This window comes from Ruminococcus albus 7 = DSM 20455, assembly GCF_000179635.2.
Lineage (GTDB): Bacteria > Bacillota > Clostridia > Oscillospirales > Ruminococcaceae > Hominimerdicola > Hominimerdicola alba.
In genome coordinates, this window is the sequence record NC_014833.1 from 2,163,589 (window position 1) to 2,180,973 (window position 17,385).

A 17,385-nucleotide genomic window follows, 5' to 3' on the forward strand; every position below is an offset into this window, starting at 1 on the left:
ATCAAAAAGGCTCTCACAGCCGAAAACTGTGAGAGCCTTTTTGTTACAGACAGATAGTCATATAAGGCGGTATGCAAACAATATCCTCCTTGAAACAGAGGTTGCGTGGGTGTATCACATAGCACTCACCTATACGAGCCTTGTACTTCTCTTTAAAGCGTTTGAGCGACTCTATCGAATACTTCTTCCTCGACTTGACCTCTATCGGGAACATCTTGTATTTAAGCTTGCTATTGTTGGATATGAGGAAGTCTATTTCGATGTCGTTGCGGTGCTTCTCGGTGTTGTACTGCGTATAGAAATACAGCTTGTGACCGTTCACTGTCAGCATCTGAGCGATAGCGTTCTCATAGAGCATTCCCTCGTTCATGTTCAGCTTGTCACCGAGTATCTGCTTGTATACCTCATCTTCGAGCAGTTCGTTCTCGTCAAAGGCATGGCTGACAAGCAGTCCTGTATCGCCGAGGTAACACTTCACATACGCTCTGTTCTCTTTGATCGACAGTCCCACATTAGGGTCATTGCACAGGAAGCATTCGCTGGAGATAATATCCAGTAAATATGCCGAGAAACAGCGGTCTGCCTTTCTTCCATCCGTAGTTAGTCACTGTGTTCAGTTCAAGGATATTGCCCAATCCCGGTGTAGACGCATTGATTACACAATATAAAACAAAATTACCTATCACATAAGCCGGCATATTTATGCCTCCTTCCGTAGTTTTATTATACCACGGAATGCTTTGCGATAGGTAGTACTTTCATACTGTGCGTTTGCATAGGTTCAGCCTAGAAGTTTTATTGCTTTTTACAAGTTTTTTATTCATCTAGCAGATTATATATGCCGTCCTCTGAAAGAACTCCACGTTTCAGTTCTTTTGGTAGAAGTCCGGCTTCATCGGCTGCATAGTCTCGTTTCCATGCATCGCTGCCATAATACACAGACAATGATTTCACTAGCTCATCTGAACCTTCTTTTGCCTGCTTCATAATATCTTCATAATAAATGATACGCCTGATCTGTGCCTCTATGGATTCCGGTGTTGAAGGCAGTATTTTTTCAAAGCGGAACATATCAAATAATTCGCCTTCTGTATCATCCGGCGCACAGTGATGTTCATTAAAATATTCGACAATATGGAATCCGCAGCGATTGATATAGAAATGGATATTACGTTTTTCAAAATAAGGGGTGACAGTTTCCCAGACTGTGACCTCAGGATGCTTTTTTTCGATCTCACACCACGTCACATATCCGATTCCTTTGCTGTGAACAGAAGGGGACACAAAGAGCAGTTCCAGCTCTCCATGATCGTATTCGGTTCTGATCACAACTCCGCCGACAGGTTTATTGTCCTTCATGATCCGGAATGCTGTTCCTTCGTCGATTGAATGTGAAATCGTATCACGGGAAATGATCTCGCCGTCTTCTTCAAAATGATCGTCACGTTGACCGAATTCTTCGAGAGCACCATAATTGAAGGCTTCCTGATTGTCCTTTATGAATTGCTCTCTGTCAGACGGTTCAAGCGGTATGAGCTGTACTTCTGTCATATCTATTCCTCCACTGTGTATTGAGGGATTTGGGGCAAACCAGTATATTATAATTATACCATAGTTGGAACTGATTTTCAATTGGATATATGAAAAATGTATCTCAAACCTCACTGTATAATTCGGAGATAAAATAATGAAGCATCTCTCTTTGTCTATAATAGCCTGATGTACAAGTTTTTCATATTTTTCTCTCGGAAAACTTCTAAATAAATACCGATCAACTGATATCAGGTCTTTTTTTGATCTCAGTATCACTTATTTACTAGCAAATAAACGAATTTCAAGCCTTCCAAACCTACTGTTTCATTTAGAATTTACATTATTTTTATGAAATTTAAAGAAAACTCTTGACAAATTGACGAAAATTGTTTATAATAAAGTTAATATTAAGTTATAGAACCAAAAGGAGTGATAACAGTGAAAAAACCCGTTACATTGATCGATATCGCTAAAGCCTGCAACACCAGCAACGTTACTGTTTCAAAAGCCCTTGCTGATAAAAGTGGAGTTAGTGATGAACTCAGAGCAAAGATCAAACAAGTGGCAGAAGAAATGGGCTATGTTCCATCCAAAACCGTAACATCACGTAAGAAGAGCAATATCGGAGTTCTTATTCCCGAAAAGTATGTTGGGCTCAGCGGTTCTTTCTACTGGACACTGTATAACAGCCTTGTCCAGAGATTGAAAAGAGAGAATCTATACTGTGTTATAGAAAATCTTGAGTACAAAGACGAAGAAAAACTGATACTGCCTAATATTGTTACTGACCGAAAGATATCTGCGCTCATATCTCTCGGTGAGATATCTCATGTTTATGCACAGAAGCTTTCTGAAAATGTAGAACATCTGATCCTGCTTGATTATTATGTACCAGGTCTGAAGGTTGATTCGATCGTTACAAATGGCTATAATGGTGGATATAAGCTTGCAAATTATTTAATCAGCTTAGGGCACAGACGAATAGGCTTTATCGGTTCCAAAAAAGCTACATCCAGTATATTTGACAGATATATGGGTTATATGAAAGCGCTTATAGAACATGATCTGGAAATACGTGATGATTGGATAATAGATGACAGGGATAAGTATTCCGATCCGATCGATCTTGTATTCCCGAAGGATATGCCAACTGCTTTTGTATGCAACTGTGATGAAGTGGCATTCCAGACTATCAAACAGCTGAGGGAACATGGTTATTCTGTTCCTGATGATGTATCTGTTGTGGGATATGACAACTATCTTATCTCTGAAGTCAGTGATCCCACTATTACAACTATCAGTATTGATGCGGAATATATGGCGGAGCTGACTGTAAACACTCTGATCCAGCGTCTTAATGATCCAAGTACCATCTATCGAATGCGTACGATTGAAGGTGACCTTGTTATCAAAAATTCAGTTCTCCCGCTGAACAGATAATTGATACAACTATACGACCGCAGTCCAAGTGCTGCGGTCTTTACATGGAGGAAAGTAATGGGTAATAAAAGTGAACAGGCAATATATAACCATAAAAACGGTCATACTTGTTCGGGCGCGATAATGTGTGCTTTTGCAGATGAAGCAAACATGACTTCTGAACAAGCTCGGAAAGATTCAATGCCCTATGCCGGAGGTAAAATGGGAAAATGTGGTGCTGTGCTTGCAGCTGAGCATATTCTGAGAATGATGTTTAGTGGGAAAGAAGCATCAGAAAAGATAGATGAACTTGAAGCTAGATTTATGCGTATGAACTCCTCTGTAATATGCCGTGAGTTGAAAGGGTTAGATACCGGTAAAGTCCTGCGAAATTGCCGCGGCTGTGTTTCAGATGCAGCTGTCATACTTGAAGATCTGATAGGAAATTAAAAGTAAAAGCTACCACTGTTTTAAAGTCAATGGTAGCTTTTATCATTTTTATGAATTTATTGAATCTGCGATTTCTATTGCTATTTCAGAACGTAACGTAGGCGGGAACCAATGACCCAGACCGCTTATAATCTTCAATTCGCATTTTTCATAATTTTTGACCAGTTTAAGAGAATAGGCTGGATCCACAATCGGATCTGCTGCTCCATGCCATATCTTTACCGGATTGCTGAAATTGGTAGCTTTTGCAAAAACATCATACCGTGGAACACCATAGTAATATGTCTTTGAGAGCTTAACATCCATAAATTCAAATTCGTCAGGAAGAGTATCTTCATCCTTTCCAAGCCAATCATGAGGTATGACAAACGCGGGATAAACAAGGAACAGTCCTGCAATATCAGCAATATCAGGAGCAGTTATAGCGGATACAAACCCACCCTGGCTTTCACCGTAAAGATAGATCTTATCAAATTGATACCGATCTTTTATGAAGTTTACCAAATCTTTAAGATCATCCTGTTCGCTCGATACACTCATATCTGTAGTCTTTCCTGTGCTCCTGACCTTATTTCCGCCACCGTTAAAATCGTAGCAAACTGCATATATCCCGTTTTGAGCAAGTATTTTAGCAATATCATGAAGTTCTGCAGCACAGGAATTAAAACCGTGACTCATTATAACGCAAGCAGCTCTTTCGTTGTTTTCAGGAATGAATTCATCCAAAAATATGTTTCCACGAGCTGTTGAAAGGGAAGTTGTGTTGGAAGTGAAGCTTGCATTCTTCATTATTCTGTCCTCCTGATAAAATAATTCAATATAATATCTCTATTATAACATATGATCGATCATTTGTCTACTGATAAATCCTAGTTATTAAAAGATCAAATTTTTAACACTATATCATGTCTCAAAAAGATCCCCCGTTTTCAGCATACACTGTGAAAACGGGGGTATATAGGGAAAGTTGAAATTTAAATAAGTTTTTGTTTCAGGTAAACAAAATCAGCCATACTGATCTTTCCATCCATGTTTACATCGCCTTGTGACGTATCCTTAAGACTACAAAGCTTTAGAAGGTAACACTGCAGCATATATGCATCTGCATCATTTACTATGCCGTTTGCATCAACATCACCGATTATCTTTGCGTAAGTCGGTCCTGATACCTTGGCTGCAACAGGTTCAAATATGTAACTGGATTCTTTGTTATCTGATGTTACGAGCTTGTAGCTTCCATCAGCGTTGCACTTTATAGTGTAAGTTCCGCTCTTTCCGTCATCTTCGGTGAGAGTATACCTGCCGTCTTCAAGTCGTTTTATGGTACGGTTTCCTGTGACCTTTCCATCACTAACACGGCGGAAGCTGTATACGCCGTCATTAACTGCAGGACAAACAGGTGTTACCGAGAATAGCTGACAATCAAAAGAGTTGTACGGGTATTGAGAAATATTTCCACCGTTTTCCTTTGACCATTCAAAAACATCAAGAGAACTCTTCGCACCTGAGCACTTCGTTAAGAATGCATAGTAGCCATTGTTTTCAACGACTTTGAATAGCTGGTTATCAGCACCTGTATATTCAGCAAGTTCAACATTAGTGCCATCAGCTCCTGTATTATATGCTACAGAGATGACTTTTGATTCATCACCGACCGAAGCTATACGACACCAACCATCCTGCTCAGAAATAAGACGGAACTGCTGAGCAAAAGAACCATTGAATGCCCACTGCTGGATATTGGTTCCATTAGCTGTTTTACCCTCCGGGAGGTCAAGGCACAGACCACTGTTTTTATTCGTGATATAGTAGCTTACACCGGACAGAAGACTTGTATTTCCTATCTTCATTGAAACACCCGGATCTTCATTCTTTACAGAATCCCAGTTAAACACAAGGTCATATTCCGAATTTGTAAAGTCACCGGTCCATGCGCGTTCATTACCGTTGAACTGATCATTTTTCGCACCCCAGACTGTCTGGTTGTTACTTCCTACGGCAGTAAAACTCATGACTTTTTTGTTCTTTTCATTTTTGCCTGCATAGAAGTAGCCCTTATAGGTATTTCCGTCAATAACAAGTGTAGCATCAGCTGTTGATGATGATTGCTTCCATGTACCGCTCACATCACCCGAAATAGTTCCGTCTGAATTAAGATAGATAGTTTTATAACCTATTATATTGCCGTTTGTAGCATTTCCGTGATTTATATATTCGTATTTGCCGACAATATCGCTGTCATAATATCCGTCTTTTGAAAGCTGATCTCCTACATATTCAAAAGGTGTAACTACAGGCCAGCCGTCAGCATTGAAATACATTTGATGAACACGTACCTGATGGAACTCGCTGCCGTCATCAAATCTAGCGTGATATATGAGATACCACTGTCCGTCATCATCACGCAGTACAGAGTTATGACCGCAAGCCATGTATGCCCTGTCAAGAGTAGAGAACTTGTAGTTACCCATTACTTTAAGTCCAACCGAATCAAGATTTGTATTTGAACTCAGGACAGCCTGTCTTCCTGCAGCATCAACGAAAGGTCCCTGCGGTGACTTTGAACGGAAAACACGCATATTGTAGCCGCCTGTAGAGAACAGTCCGCCGTAGGTCGTCCATAGGTAGTAATAGCCTGTTTCGGCATTGTATTCTATAAAAGGTCCTTCGCCTGATTTGCCATAGCCACCTGCTATCTTTGTTCCGAAATAGCTGTCAACCATTCGTCCGTCCGAAGTTGTGCCTGTTTTTGGGTGTATAACTTTGCCAGTTTTTGGATTTATCTCAAGTGAGAATATACCGCCTGACCAGGAACCGTATGTCATGTACATCTTGCCGTCAGTTCCGTAATAAATGGTGGGATCAATAGCATTTGGAAACAGCTGATTATTGAAATCATGGTTGTTGAACCAGCTGTTGTTATAAGTAACTTCACCTTTTGAGATAAGTTCATCAACGTTGGTGGTTGTATATTTTCTATTGACGCTCTTTGTCGAACTTTTTACATAACTGTCATTATCATAGAATCCGGAATAAATAAGTGTATCACCAAAGGTATATGTACCCTTGATGTTCTTTGACCACGCATAGCATATAACTGATCGTTTGTATGTAGAGCTTGTGCAGAAATACATTACATATGCACCTGTGCTGCCGTCCGGACATTTGAATTCAGGGTTCCAGATAACATCAGGAGCCCATACAGAAAAGCCGCCTTCGCAATCCTCAAGGTCTTCACCTGCCCATGCAAATGCCTTCTTTAGATTCTGGGAAAGGTTACCAAATTCAACATTATTTGTACGCGCATAACCATTAGTGAAACTATCCCAGTCGATGAGATTATTTGACTGCGCAGCATCTATATGCGAACCGAATACGTAGTAAGTACCGTTATTATCCTTTATTATTGACGGATCATGAACGGAAACCCTGCGTCCTGCAGCATCGGCAAATATAGTATTCATACCGGCAGCACTCATACTAAGTGCGATCAAAAGAGCACCTATCCTGCTTTTTTTCATAATGATTCCTCCCTTTTACCATATTGGGCCTTATATAAATTTTTATTGTAAAAACATTATATCAAATCATAACGCTGTCTACAATGACATATCTGATCATTTTGCTGACATATTCACTCAAAAAACAGTGCAGAATGCACGTGTCACTCTGCACCGTATCACTATTTTAATTCACGAAACTGCGTAGGCGTCAAATTTGTGCGTTTTTTGAACTGACGCATAAAATGAGTTTCGTTATTATAGCCGCATTCAGCTGCTATCTCTGTTATACGAAGATCTGTATGAGTGAGCAGATATTCTGCTTTTTCTATACGCATAGTAATTAGATCTTCTGTGAAAGTTCTGCCGAACATCTCCCTGTAAAGACGCTGCATATGACTCTGGCTTATACCGATCTCTTTGGTAATATCAGTGACGTTCCAATCTTTCTGCGGTTGTCTGATAAGTTTATGCCTAAGCTGCTCCAAAGCCTGACGATAATCGGAGATATCTGAAATATTATACATTATCATATTCATCATCTCACCCATTAGCTCTTTTATTTCCGAAATATGTTCACTAAGGTTTCTGCTAATGAACATATGCGATATTATCAGGATACTGGGAGATCTCAGTTGTGTACCTAACAGGTCAGTCATTGAATTCTGTATATCTTCTTTAAGTGTTGGAAGAGGTTTATCTGAAAGGACCATATATATCTGTTCACTGCCACGGCATATGATCATATTATCACTGACTGTACTGCGAAGTCCGTTTGCAAGAAGAAGGGAAGTATCATATCCTGCGGATATTTCTTCCGAACATCCGATTATAGTTATATAAGAATTACAATGAGCCTTTCTGCATCTTGCGATAAAATCAGGTAATGATTCTTCAAGGCCTCGTTGATTAAGAAAACCTGTTACAGGGTCACGGACAGCAAGGTGTTCAAGGCGTTCACGCTGCCATCGCTGATAGTCCTTGTTCTGAAGAACACGAAGTCCGTTGGCTGCGGCATTACACCAGTTGACGTATGAATCATCAAGCTGTATATCGTCAGCATCTTCATAATAACAAGCAATATAACCCATTACCTGACTTCCAAGCGAAAGGGCAGTCAGAACTGCCAGTAAAGGTTCGTGTTTCTGAGAAAGGGCGGGAAGCATATCTTTTACATGAAATTTATACTGATCTTTTGCATTATTTCCTTGTCGTTTTGATAATGCAAGAAACATGATCTCAGAATAACCGCACTTACGAAAAACATCAGTATCTTCAAAATCTATTTCCCAATCTTCACAAAGACAAATATCTGCACCCTTTACACCATCCATGATATGCAGTGATTGATCAGCCTGCACTATCCAATCCTCCATAGTATCAACAGCAGAAAAACGCTCTATAAGGTCGGATATCAGAAATTGCTGCCTGTACATCAGATGATTGATCTTCTTTTCAAAACGCTTTTCAAGTGAAAGATCATTTTTCCAATTAACTTTCTGTGGCGAACAACCGCAGCTGGTGCGAATGTTCACCTTTTGAGGGAGATCTGATCGTTCTAATGTCTGTACGCCCATCATGCATGATAAACGACATACAGCGTCTGCACCGAGCTGCATATCTCTGCCGGAGATAGTTGTTAGTCCGCGGAAAAGTGTATACCACCCCCCGTCATAGCCTGTAACTGCTATATCCTCAGGAACGTGTATACCGCCGCTCTCCAATGTTTCGATCAGTGCAACAGCCATAACATCACTAGCACAAGCAATTGCATCCGGACGTTCTAATTCTCCGTCTACTATTTTCTGTGCTATCTGTGAAGGAACAGCCTTCCAGTAATCGCCATAAAAAATGCGATCTTCACGTACTGACAAACCTGATTCTTTCATAGCACTAAGATATCCGGCTGTGCGTTCAGATGAGGAATAACTGTCAGGCCTGCCTGTGATAAACCATATATCACGGTATCCATGAACATCTATCAGGTGCTTGATGATACAGTAAATGTATTCACGCTGCCTGGAATGTATTACCGGAAGGGAACCGCAGTTGTCACCAAGAGCCAAACAGGGTATATCCAACTTGACAAGATGCTCGATTATCCGGCTTATCAGCGATTGCTTTCTGAAACGCTCAGATGCGAATATTATTCCGTCCAGTTCAGCGTATTCAGGAATAGTATAAATATTTTCCAATGCACTTATGTATTCATCTTGCTGCAATTCATTCTGGGAATTATAAATACCGGTTATGACAATGGTATCCATTCCAAGCTTTTTAGCCTGCATATTAACGCCTTTGATCAGTTCATGATCTGAGGGATCAATTATCTCAGGCATTATCAGTGCTATGCGTTTTCTTCGCTCAGTCATATCCATATTATTCCCCCCCTGTATTACTGTCTTTTCCCTATTATATATGATTTACAAGACTATGTCAAGTATAAAACAAGGGATCTATATTCAATTTATAGAAAAGAAAAAGCCGCACCCTCTCACAAGTGCAGCCCGCTGAATTACAGCAAAACAAGAACAAAGAAATGTATTATTATGAGTACACACGAACGGAAGACAACTCCGTTTATGCTGATGCATTTATTATATCACTTTTTATTTTGTTTGTGGGGAAATTTATTGTACATTTGATATAAATATATGAAATCAAAACAAAATACATTTCCTAATTCCGCGAATGTCACGAATACTTTGTATGCAGTTTCCGTGTTTATTAGTTACTGTCTTTTGATACTGTAGATAAGCATCTGAAAATAATCTTTTCCTGCAGGGGTATCACTGTAACCAGCATAAGAACCAATTACTTCCATACCTCGACTGCACATAATCTCATTGATCTCCTTTATTGTGTAAACTCTTGTAGGGTCACCCGCAGGTATCTCAGGATATTTCATCGTATCGCCATATGCTATATCGCAATTTCCAAAAAGCATTATACGTTTTTCTTTATCCCAATCAAATTCTGATAAAGATATGGTTTTATCACCTGCATCCCACAATCTGACAGGAAAGTGGGCATCGGCATAATCACCGCATACAAGATCACAGATGTGATTACCACCGATCTTTAAAGCCTTTGAAACGATATCGAAGATCTTAAGGTTTTCTTCATCGTTCTCGAGATATCCGATAGCACCGTCGGCAAGATTTAGTACCAGATCAAACTCAGAATCAAAGTCTACATCTCTGATGTCACAGCATAAGAATTTTGCATTATCAAGACCATTTCCGTGTGCATTTTTTACTGCATCATCAATGTAGATCTTTGTTATATCAATACCGACGACTTCATATCCGCGTCTTGCAAACTCTAGCGAATGTCTGCCATAGCCGCAGGCTAAGTCAAGTATTCTCTCGTTTCCATGCAGTCCGCACTGTTTGATGATATAGTCAACTTCACTTTCAGTGTTTTCTACCCAGGACATATTTTTTATATCAAGTCCCCAGTTATACTTGTACCAATCAGGTGATTTTGCTTTCATAATTGTACTCCATTTCGTAAATATCTGTGATTTCAATGATTACAGCATCAATAATATAATACTTCAAAACGATTATTTTGTCAACTAAACAGCGGTATTTCCACATATTTTTGGAAATACCGCTGTTCTTATATAAGAAATATTGCGTTTTGTAAAATAAGCAGCAATATCAGCATACCAAAATTTACGGCTGAAAATACTGCTATATATTTTAAAGTATCGGCGCCCTTGGATTTTCTGTAAAACTGAAATGAGATAAGACTTGCCAAAGATGCTATTAGCGTACCTAAGCCTCCAAGATTTACACCTAGCAGAAGCTTTGTACCATTTGAAGTAAAACCCGAAAGCATCATGGCAGCCGGTACATTGCTGATCACTTGTGAAAGTGCAGCTGATATCAATATCTCTCTGCCTTCCATAATTCCTGAGAAAAACTCATTAACTGTACTTATTCTAGCAATGTTCCCGACAAATATAAAAAAGCAGAGAAACGTCGCCAGTAGGGAATAGTCGACCTTCATAAGAAGTTTACGATTGAAAATCAATGCACATACCAAAGCAGATATAAGACATACTGTATCCGGGATCACTCTGAAAACCGTAAGCAAGCATACAGTAAACAAAACTATATAACCACACAACGGTGCTATTTGAAGTTTCTCGTATACATCGCTACCTGTATGAGGGCATTTGTCAGCAGGCAGCAATAATGTCAGCAGCATAAGTATAATAAGACTTGCAATTCCTGCGGGAGCCATAGTTTTTATTAATATTCCAGCGTTCATATTGTAATTTGCATATATAAAAAGGTTCTGAGGATTACCAACAGGTGTCAGCATACTTCCCAGATTTGCTGCGGCAGTTTCAAGTACGATCGTAAGTATAACGCTCTTTTTATCCGCATCTTTCAAAGCTATTAGCGTCAGAGGAATAAATGTCAGCAGTGCAACATCGTTCGTAACCAGCATAGAACTAAAAAAGCATATAAGGACAAATATTTGTCCGAGTTTACGGAAAGTACCGGCTTTCTCCAGCATTACGTCAGTTACACGCTCAAATATTCCGATGCTTCTCAGTCCTGCAACGGCTGTCATAAGCGAAAATAGCTGTATCAGTACTGTACTGTTGACATATCCCGCGTATCCTTTATCTGGAGGAACAATGAATAACGTTATAAAAGCCGCTAAAAAAGCTGCGGCAAGCACAGGCGAGTCAATCCCAAATTCTGTGTAAACTACAAATAGTGTAATAAAAGAGTATATGATGAGACCGATTGTGAAAGCAGTCGGTCTTATCAGCATATTAGCACATGATTATATGATTGTCAAGATAAAAGTATTATTCGGGTATTCTGTCTCCGTAATAGATCACAAGCTGAGCATAGATACTGCTCCAGTCCTGACGACGCCCCGTCCACTTTTTCGTGATGTCCTTCATAGCCAGATACAGCATCTTGAAAAGGCTGTCATCTGTAGGAAATACGGATTTTGTTTTGGTCACTTTCCTAAGCTGACGGTTGAATCCTTCAATGGTATTGGTAGTATAGATCAGCTTCCGAAGCTCCTGCGGGAACTTGAAATATGTGCTGAGATTAGGCCAGTTTTCGTACCATGACTTTGAGATCTTGGGATATTTGCTGTCCCAGACAGCGGCAAATTCGTCCAGAGCGTCCAGAGCAGCTTCTTCAGTGGCGGCAGTATAGACCTTTTTCAGGTCGGTCATAAGCGCCTTGATATCCTTGTAGGAGACATATTTGCTTGAATTCCTGAGCTGATGAATGATACAGTTCTGGATATCAGTTTTCGGAAATACAGCCTCTATCGCCTGAGAAAAACCTGTCAGGTTATCAGTGCAGGCGATAAGAATATCATCAACGCCTCTGTTACGCAGACTATTCAGAACGCCTGCCCAGAATTTGGCACTTTCATTTTCACCTACCCACATACCGAGAACGTCCTTCCTGCCGTCCATATTAACGCCTATCGCTATGTAGACAGCCTTTTTGATGATCTGTCCCTCGCTGCGGACGTGGTAGTGGATAGCATCAAGAAATACGACTGCATAGATGCTTTCAAGCGGTCTTTGCTGCCATTCCTTGGCTGCGGGAAGCACTTTATCGGTTATGCGGCTGACAGTAGTATCGGATATCTCAAGACCGTAAATGTCACGAATATGATCCTCAATATCAGACGTTGACATACCTTTGGCGTACATTGAGATGATCTTGTTCTCCATATCCTGAGATATGCTTGTCTGATTCTTGGGCAGTATCTTAGGCTCGAATTCGCCGTTTCTGTCACGAGGAACTTCAATATCAACCTTACCCATACTGGTACGAAGAGTTTTCTTGCTGTGACCGTTACGACTGTTGTCGGTAGCCTTGTTCTTAACGTCATACGGCTCGTATCCAAGCTCGGAATCAAGCTCTGATTCAAGGCTACCTTCCATAAATCCGGCAAGTGCCTCCTTGAAAAGTTCCTGAATATCGTCCATGCTCTGAATATTCGCTGCCGAAAGAAAATCACTTATTAGCTCTCTTCTTGCTCGCTGCTCTTCTGTTTCATTTCTTCGTCTTCTGCTCATAATTAAAACCTCCAAAGTAGTGTCTCTTCTATTATACACTACTTTAGAGGTTTACACAAATTTTAGGATAGACTCGCACAGGCTGTGATTTTATAAATTTCAGCATTTCTATTATCCTTTGTGATATATTCATATAATTATAAATATTATACCACTGTTAAGTTTACTGCTCAATACTGATTTTGTCAAGATTTGTGAGATATTTTTTTAATACAGATGGAACTTCTTTGATTCATTTTGATGGATAGCTGTCATTCAAACCAATAGGGAATACCTGTTATATGTGAAAGAAAGTATGTTTGCAAATATAATATGTTTAAAAAGTGAAGTTCACTCTTTTCTTTGATAGTACTTCCCATTCACACTGCCGCCGTCTACTAGAATATCAACTCCTGTAAGATAACCATTACGCTCGTCAGCCGCCATAGCTATTGCAAATCCTAGTTCTTCCGGAGTTCCCATCCGTTTTTCAGCAGTGTATCTTAGCATAGATGAGCCCTCATTTTTCTCACATTCACCCATATCCGTAGCGATCAGTCCCGGGCTTAGTGAACATATCCGTATTCCACAACTACCATATTCAAAAGCTGATTTTTTTGCGTACCATATAACAAAATTCTTAGATAGGGCATACGCAAGTCCTGAACTCTTGTAGCTGTCCTTTACAAAGCGGCACATTCTTAGTAGTTTGACAAGAAATTTCGCCTCATCCTTTTCGGCAAGTGTATATATGCCTTTTGGGACCATAAATTTAGGGAGCTGATAAGCTGAGTTTGATGAAATGTCAACAATAACGCCTTTTTTCATTACCTTTGCAAACTCACTATTTACATATACCGTTCCGAGAGCATTTACTCTCAGTAACTTTTCAGGTTCAGCTATTGATGGTGAAAGACCTGCAGAATGGATCACATTTGTAACTTCGCCGAGGGATGCCGCATATCTCGCTAGTTCGTGTACCTGCTTTCTGTCAGATGTATCACAGGGCATGATATAAGTTTGCTTATCGTCGGCTTTCAATAATCTAGCTGCATTGTCGAGCTTTTGTATCGTTCTGCCGGAGAGCAGGAATATTCTGTCATTTGGCATAGCTTTTGCGGCTTCTAACCCCATTCCACTGCCACCGCCTGTTATCACACATACTTTCATATTTTAACTCATGCGATTTTCCCACTTGCTTTGAGCCATTTGATCTCATCGTGAATCGTTTCTCTGTATGATCTAGTTCGATATCCTAGCTCACGCTTTGCCTTTGAAGAATCAAAGTCGTTGTTCCTTGCAAGATTGTACACTGAAAATGTCTTCATAAGAGGCTTAACGCCTTTTCTTTTCGCACGCATTTCAGAGAGCCTTGCGATCATATTTGCGATTTGTATAGGCAGAAATGCCTTCGGCGCTTTGCAATTTGCTTCCTCGGAAACCAGTCGGCAAAACTCCTTGAAGCTGATCGCTTCGTTGCCTAAGATATAGCATTCACCCTGCCTTCCATTGTCAGCGGCTGCGATCATTCCTTCAGCAAGATCACGTACATCGCAGAGATTAAATGTTCCGCTGATACCCATTGGCATTTCACCGCCGATTATCTTAATGAGCGTTCCGGTTGTTTCTCCAACTGCAAAATCTTCCGGTCCCATGATTCCGCTCGGATGAACAACGCATGCATTCAGTCCTCGCTCTTTTACGGCATCCAGCACCGCCTGCGTCGCCATAGCCTTTGACATAGAATAGCAGCCTTCGACTTTGTCCTTGTCAAAAAAATCTACCTCGGTGATTTTCTTGCCTTTTGGTGTTTCTGGGATAGCGCCTGTACTGCTGCAATAGACGAGTTTATTACATTCGGGGTGTGCAAGACACATATCTATAATATTCTTCGTACCGCCAACGTTCACATCAATGACCTTCTGATTGAATGTCGGATCAACGGTCACGATACTTGCGATATGAAGCACTATGCTTTTCATGCCTTCGGGTACAGTAAAAAGCTTTTCGAGAGTTTCCCTGTCACAGAGGTCGCCTTGAACCACCTCTGCACTGTCAGGTATATATTTTGCAGCCGGATCATTTTGCGGGACGAGAGCTCTTACTTTTTCTCCACGCTCTATAAGCTTACGGCATACTGTACCGCCTAAAAAACCTGCTGCACCTGTAACAATATAGATCATTTTGCTCATAGCTATTTCTCCTTGAATATTTCTCAGGTTTTGTATTGATTTATATTAATCCTTCTCAGTCATACAGCTCGTGATACGGTGTTTGGCTTCATCGACAGTCTCTCCGTCTTTTGCGAGAAACGTGTCAACAAAGCCGTTCTCGATCTTCTTATAACCACCAACGACTGCTTTCTCAACAGCTTGGTATCCGCCTACTACTGTATTTTCTACCGACTTGTAGCCCTTAGTCACTGCTATTGCGATCTTATCATTGGTATCTGCTATCTTTGACATTGTAATTACCTCCGTTTAATTACATAGTTTTCTTTTTTATATCCGAATTTTACATCCGTTTTGTTGCTGTATGGTTTGAGTTTTGTTGCAGTAGTATTAAATTACGCCGATGTATCTTGAAAGACGCTTTGATATTTGGTATAATTACAAAAAGAAGATTTATGGAATGCCTTATCCATGAGTATCAGGGCACAGAAAAGTTACAAAAAGGAGGAATTACAATGATACATATTTTAGTAGTTGATGATGACAAAGATCTGAACCGTCTTGTTTGCAGTTATCTGAATGACAGCGGATTTTCGGCAAAGGGCTGTCTTTCTGTGGGTGATGCTTACAACGAGATGTATGCTAATCTCTACGACCTCATCATTTCAGATATTATGATGCCGAAAATGGACGGCTTTGAGTTTGCTGAAACGATCCGAAGACTGAATGCGAATATCCCGATAATATTTCTATCGGCAAGGTACGATCTGTCCGCAAAGGATAAAGGGTTCAGACTCGGCATCGACGATTATATGGTGAAGCCGGTGGAACTTGCAGAGCTGGATATGCGTGTTCGTGCACTTCTGCGACGTGCCAATATTGCAGAAGCGAAAAAGCTGACAGTGGGTGACCTGACACTGGACAGTGATGCTATGACAGGCACAGTAAACAGCGAGGAAATGCCATTATCTACAAGAGAATTCAATATACTGTTCAAGCTGCTCTCGTATCCGAACAAGACCTTTTCGAGAGCGCAGCTCATGGATGAATTCTGGGGCGTTGATTCTGATGCAAGTCTGCGGTCTGTTGATGTGTATATAACAAGGCTGCGTGATAAAACGGCAGCTTGCACAGGATTTGAGATCAAGACAATTCGTGGTATCGGCTACAAGGCGGTGCTGAAATGAAATATCAGAATATAGCAAAGACAGCGAGAAGCAGTCGTTTTCCGAAATCCATATTTTTCGGCTACTATGTTGCTTTGCTTTTGCTTTCGGGAGTGCATATCGGTATACTTGTGGGTATGCAGAAAGCATATTTTAACGAGATCATTGAAATTATCGTTCTTATGAGCTATTGGGCAATGGTGGCAGGAGGACTTACGCTGTATACTCGTCATCAGGTGCGAAAGACCTATGAACTGCCGATGATAAGGCTTGCAGATGCAGCAGCAAAAATAGCAAAGGGTGATTTTTCGGTTCGTGTCGAACCGATCAATGAACGTGAGAAATTTGACTATCTTGATTATATGATAGAGGATTTCAACAAAATGGCTTTGGAACTTGGTAGTATTGAAACGCTCCGTGTAGATTTTTTCTCAAATGTTTCCCATGAGATCAAAACGCCTATAGCTGTTATTCAGAATTCTGCAGAAATGCTGAAAAAGCCCGAACTGTCAGAAGAAAAACGACAGGAATATATTGACACTGTCACAAATGCTGCCAAACGCCTTAACAAACTTATCACTAACATCCTGAAACTCAACAAGCTTGAAAAGCAAAGCATAACCCCTAATGTCAGTGAGTTTGATCTTTGCGATCAGCTTGTGCAGTCGGCACTGCTGTTTGAATCGGTGTGGGAGGAAAAGAGCATCGAATTTGAAGTAGATATTTCAGACGAACGCAGAATCATCACCGCAGATGCGGAGTTACTTCCGATAGTATGGAACAATCTTCTTTCCAATGCATTCAAGTTTACAGAAAAGGGCGGAACGGTCACACTTAGGGAATACTCCGTAAGCGGAAAGATCATTGTCGAGGTTGAGGATACAGGCTGCGGCATGGACGAACAGTCGAAAAAGCACGTCTTTGATAAATTTTATCAGGAAGATACCTCACATTCTACTGAAGGAAATGGTTTGGGGCTTGCACTTGCCCTGCGTGTTTTGCAGCTCACAGGCGGTGAAATTGATGTAGTAAGTAAGAAAGGCAAAGGAACAAAATTTATCGTAACTCTGGTTGAATAACACAAAAGT

Annotated in this window: 15 protein-coding genes; 4 read left to right on the forward strand and 11 right to left on the reverse strand. The window is 40.5% G+C overall.

What is annotated here, in order from left to right; genetic code table 11:
* Window positions 1-43 precede the first annotated feature (43 nt).
* Both RUMAL_RS09665 and RUMAL_RS21330 read right to left on the reverse strand, forming a co-directional pair.
* Window positions 44-478 carry a DUF4143 domain-containing protein gene (locus RUMAL_RS09665; RefSeq protein ID WP_028504189.1) on the reverse strand — a complete coding sequence of 145 codons (435 nt, stop codon included), beginning with the start codon at window positions 476-478 and terminating at the stop codon, window positions 44-46.
* Between the two features lie 338 nt (window positions 479-816).
* Complete coding sequence (locus tag RUMAL_RS21330; protein WP_013498566.1) at window positions 817-1,551, reverse strand: GNAT family N-acetyltransferase; 735 nt, start codon at window positions 1,549-1,551, stop codon at window positions 817-819.
* 420 nt (window positions 1,552-1,971) lie between these two features.
* Between RUMAL_RS21330 and RUMAL_RS09680 the strand changes: the two genes are divergently transcribed.
* Both RUMAL_RS09680 and RUMAL_RS09685 read left to right on the forward strand, forming a co-directional pair.
* Complete coding sequence (locus tag RUMAL_RS09680) at window positions 1,972-2,973, forward strand: LacI family DNA-binding transcriptional regulator (RefSeq protein ID WP_013498567.1); 1,002 nt, start codon at window positions 1,972-1,974, stop codon at window positions 2,971-2,973.
* A gap of 57 nt (window positions 2,974-3,030) precedes the next feature.
* The gene (locus RUMAL_RS09685) at window positions 3,031-3,402 is read left to right on the forward strand and encodes a C-GCAxxG-C-C family protein (protein WP_013498568.1); all 372 of its coding nucleotides are present in this window, start codon (window positions 3,031-3,033) and stop codon (window positions 3,400-3,402) included.
* Between the two features lie 48 nt (window positions 3,403-3,450).
* On the opposite strand, the gene RUMAL_RS09690 is transcribed toward RUMAL_RS09685, so the two are convergent.
* The 9 genes from RUMAL_RS09690 to RUMAL_RS09730 form a co-directional block, all read right to left on the reverse strand.
* On the reverse strand, window positions 3,451-4,191 hold the full coding sequence (locus tag RUMAL_RS09690) for an alpha/beta fold hydrolase (protein WP_013498569.1): 741 nt from the start codon (window positions 4,189-4,191) through the stop codon (window positions 3,451-3,453).
* 185 nt (window positions 4,192-4,376) lie between these two features.
* Window positions 4,377-6,923, reverse strand: a complete 2,547-nt coding sequence (locus RUMAL_RS20760; RefSeq protein WP_013498570.1) for a family 43 glycosylhydrolase — start codon at window positions 6,921-6,923, stop codon at window positions 4,377-4,379.
* A 161-nt stretch (window positions 6,924-7,084) separates the two neighbouring features.
* Complete coding sequence (locus RUMAL_RS09700) at window positions 7,085-9,280, reverse strand: helix-turn-helix domain-containing protein (protein ID WP_013498571.1); 2,196 nt, start codon at window positions 9,278-9,280, stop codon at window positions 7,085-7,087.
* 353 nt (window positions 9,281-9,633) lie between these two features.
* Entirely contained in the window at window positions 9,634-10,398 is a 765-nt protein-coding gene (locus tag RUMAL_RS09705; RefSeq protein WP_013498572.1) for a class I SAM-dependent methyltransferase, read from the reverse strand.
* Between the two features lie 128 nt (window positions 10,399-10,526).
* Entirely contained in the window at window positions 10,527-11,699 is a 1,173-nt protein-coding gene (locus RUMAL_RS09710; protein ID WP_013498573.1) for an SLC13 family permease, read from the reverse strand.
* A gap of 37 nt (window positions 11,700-11,736) precedes the next feature.
* A complete protein-coding gene (locus tag RUMAL_RS09715; protein WP_013498574.1) occupies window positions 11,737-12,981 on the reverse strand; it encodes an IS256 family transposase in 1,245 nt (414 codons plus the stop codon).
* 330 nt (window positions 12,982-13,311) lie between these two features.
* Complete coding sequence (locus tag RUMAL_RS09720) at window positions 13,312-14,130, reverse strand: SDR family NAD(P)-dependent oxidoreductase (RefSeq protein ID WP_028504408.1); 819 nt, start codon at window positions 14,128-14,130, stop codon at window positions 13,312-13,314.
* 8 nt (window positions 14,131-14,138) lie between these two features.
* The gene (locus RUMAL_RS09725) at window positions 14,139-15,152 is read right to left on the reverse strand and encodes an NAD-dependent epimerase/dehydratase family protein (protein WP_013498576.1); all 1,014 of its coding nucleotides are present in this window, start codon (window positions 15,150-15,152) and stop codon (window positions 14,139-14,141) included.
* 45 nt (window positions 15,153-15,197) lie between these two features.
* Window positions 15,198-15,425 carry a hypothetical protein gene (locus RUMAL_RS09730; RefSeq protein WP_013498577.1) on the reverse strand — a complete coding sequence of 76 codons (228 nt, stop codon included), beginning with the start codon at window positions 15,423-15,425 and terminating at the stop codon, window positions 15,198-15,200.
* A gap of 221 nt (window positions 15,426-15,646) precedes the next feature.
* Between RUMAL_RS09730 and RUMAL_RS09735 the strand changes: the two genes are divergently transcribed.
* Together RUMAL_RS09735 and RUMAL_RS09740 are read left to right on the forward strand one after the other, a co-directional pair.
* Entirely contained in the window at window positions 15,647-16,318 is a 672-nt protein-coding gene (locus tag RUMAL_RS09735; RefSeq protein ID WP_013498578.1) for a response regulator transcription factor, read from the forward strand.
* Window positions 16,315-17,376 (forward strand): HAMP domain-containing sensor histidine kinase, encoded by a 1,062-nt coding sequence (locus tag RUMAL_RS09740; RefSeq protein WP_013498579.1) that lies wholly within the window; start codon window positions 16,315-16,317, stop codon window positions 17,374-17,376. Before RUMAL_RS09735 ends, RUMAL_RS09740 begins: the two co-directional genes overlap by 4 nt.
* Window positions 17,377-17,385: the final 9 nt, after the last annotated feature.

Bases quoted from the DNA above. Each gene is read 5' to 3' on its own strand.
- RUMAL_RS09740 (WP_013498579.1), top strand. From the start codon at position 16,315: ATGAAATATCAGAATATAGCAAAGACAGCGAGAAGCAGTCGTTTTCCG.
- RUMAL_RS09710 (WP_013498573.1), bottom strand. From the start codon at position 11,699: ATGCTGATAAGACCGACTGCTTTCACAATCGGTCTCATCATATACTCT.
- RUMAL_RS09690 (WP_013498569.1), bottom strand. From the start codon at position 4,191: ATGAAGAATGCAAGCTTCACTTCCAACACAACTTCCCTTTCAACAGCT.
- RUMAL_RS09705 (WP_013498572.1), bottom strand. From the start codon at position 10,398: ATGAAAGCAAAATCACCTGATTGGTACAAGTATAACTGGGGACTTGAT.
- RUMAL_RS09725 (WP_013498576.1), bottom strand. From the start codon at position 15,152: ATGAGCAAAATGATCTATATTGTTACAGGTGCAGCAGGTTTTTTAGGC.
- RUMAL_RS09685 (WP_013498568.1), top strand. From the start codon at position 3,031: ATGGGTAATAAAAGTGAACAGGCAATATATAACCATAAAAACGGTCAT.
- RUMAL_RS20760 (WP_013498570.1), bottom strand. From the start codon at position 6,923: ATGAAAAAAAGCAGGATAGGTGCTCTTTTGATCGCACTTAGTATGAGT.
- RUMAL_RS09730 (WP_013498577.1), bottom strand. From the start codon at position 15,425: ATGTCAAAGATAGCAGATACCAATGATAAGATCGCAATAGCAGTGACT.
- RUMAL_RS09720 (WP_028504408.1), bottom strand. From the start codon at position 14,130: ATGAAAGTATGTGTGATAACAGGCGGTGGCAGTGGAATGGGGTTAGAA.
- RUMAL_RS09700 (WP_013498571.1), bottom strand. From the start codon at position 9,280: ATGGATATGACTGAGCGAAGAAAACGCATAGCACTGATAATGCCTGAG.
- RUMAL_RS09735 (WP_013498578.1), top strand. From the start codon at position 15,647: ATGATACATATTTTAGTAGTTGATGATGACAAAGATCTGAACCGTCTT.
- RUMAL_RS09715 (WP_013498574.1), bottom strand. From the start codon at position 12,981: ATGAGCAGAAGACGAAGAAATGAAACAGAAGAGCAGCGAGCAAGAAGA.
- RUMAL_RS21330 (WP_013498566.1), bottom strand. From the start codon at position 1,551: ATGACAGAAGTACAGCTCATACCGCTTGAACCGTCTGACAGAGAGCAA.